General features: G+C 46.2%; 2 protein-coding genes. Both read right to left on the bottom strand.

The features are described from left to right. Positions 1-37 precede the first annotated feature (37 nt). Positions 38-220, bottom strand: coding sequence for a CcoQ/FixQ family Cbb3-type cytochrome c oxidase assembly chaperone (locus A3729_RS06030; protein ID WP_068506528.1), 183 nt, complete (start codon positions 218-220; stop codon positions 38-40). Positions 221-222: 2 nt separating this feature from the next. Then, on the bottom strand, positions 223-623 hold a 401-nt coding region (locus tag A3729_RS06025), incomplete at its 5' end, for a cbb3-type cytochrome c oxidase subunit II (protein WP_197475613.1).

The raw sequence follows: 623 nt of genomic DNA, 5'->3' as shown, positions 1-623 counted from the left end.
AATACACTGATGAAAATACTCCATCCTGTACTCATAATTAGGCCTCACTTTTTTCTTTGTTATTGCAAGTATTCGTTGCAGTGTTATCCAAGGGAAGATTTGCCATTTCCTCGAACGCTTCTTTACGCTTGCCACTCCAGCTCCAGAAGCAAATTCCGATGAACGTAAGCAAAAGCATGCCGGTCATTAAACCGCTTAGTGTGTGCTGTAATTCGCCCATGCTTATCTCCCGTTGTTTGCAGTGCCAAGCACTTGCAAGTATGCAATCAAAGCATCGATTTCAGTCATATTTGCTAGCTGGGCGGGCCCGTTAGCGATTTCTTCGTCTGAATAGGGATGGCCTAGTAAACGTAAGGCTTCCATTTTGCTTATAATGCTATCAGTTTCTGCTGGTGCCTCGGCTAACCAAGGGAGGCTTGGCATATTTGATTCAGGCACCAAATCACGAGGATTGATTAAATGTATACGATGCCATTCATCAGAGTAACGGCCACCAACGCGTGCCAAATCAGGACCTGTTCGTTTCGAACCCCACTGGAACGGGCGGTCGTAAACTGATTCACCTGCAACTGACGGAGGGCCATATCGCAACACTTCATCAGCGAAAGGTCTAACCATCTGTG

It is taken from the genome of Oleiphilus sp. HI0043 (assembly GCF_001634935.1).
Note: the sequence above shows the minus strand (reverse complement) of the source record. Positions and strands in the feature narration are given on the sequence as shown.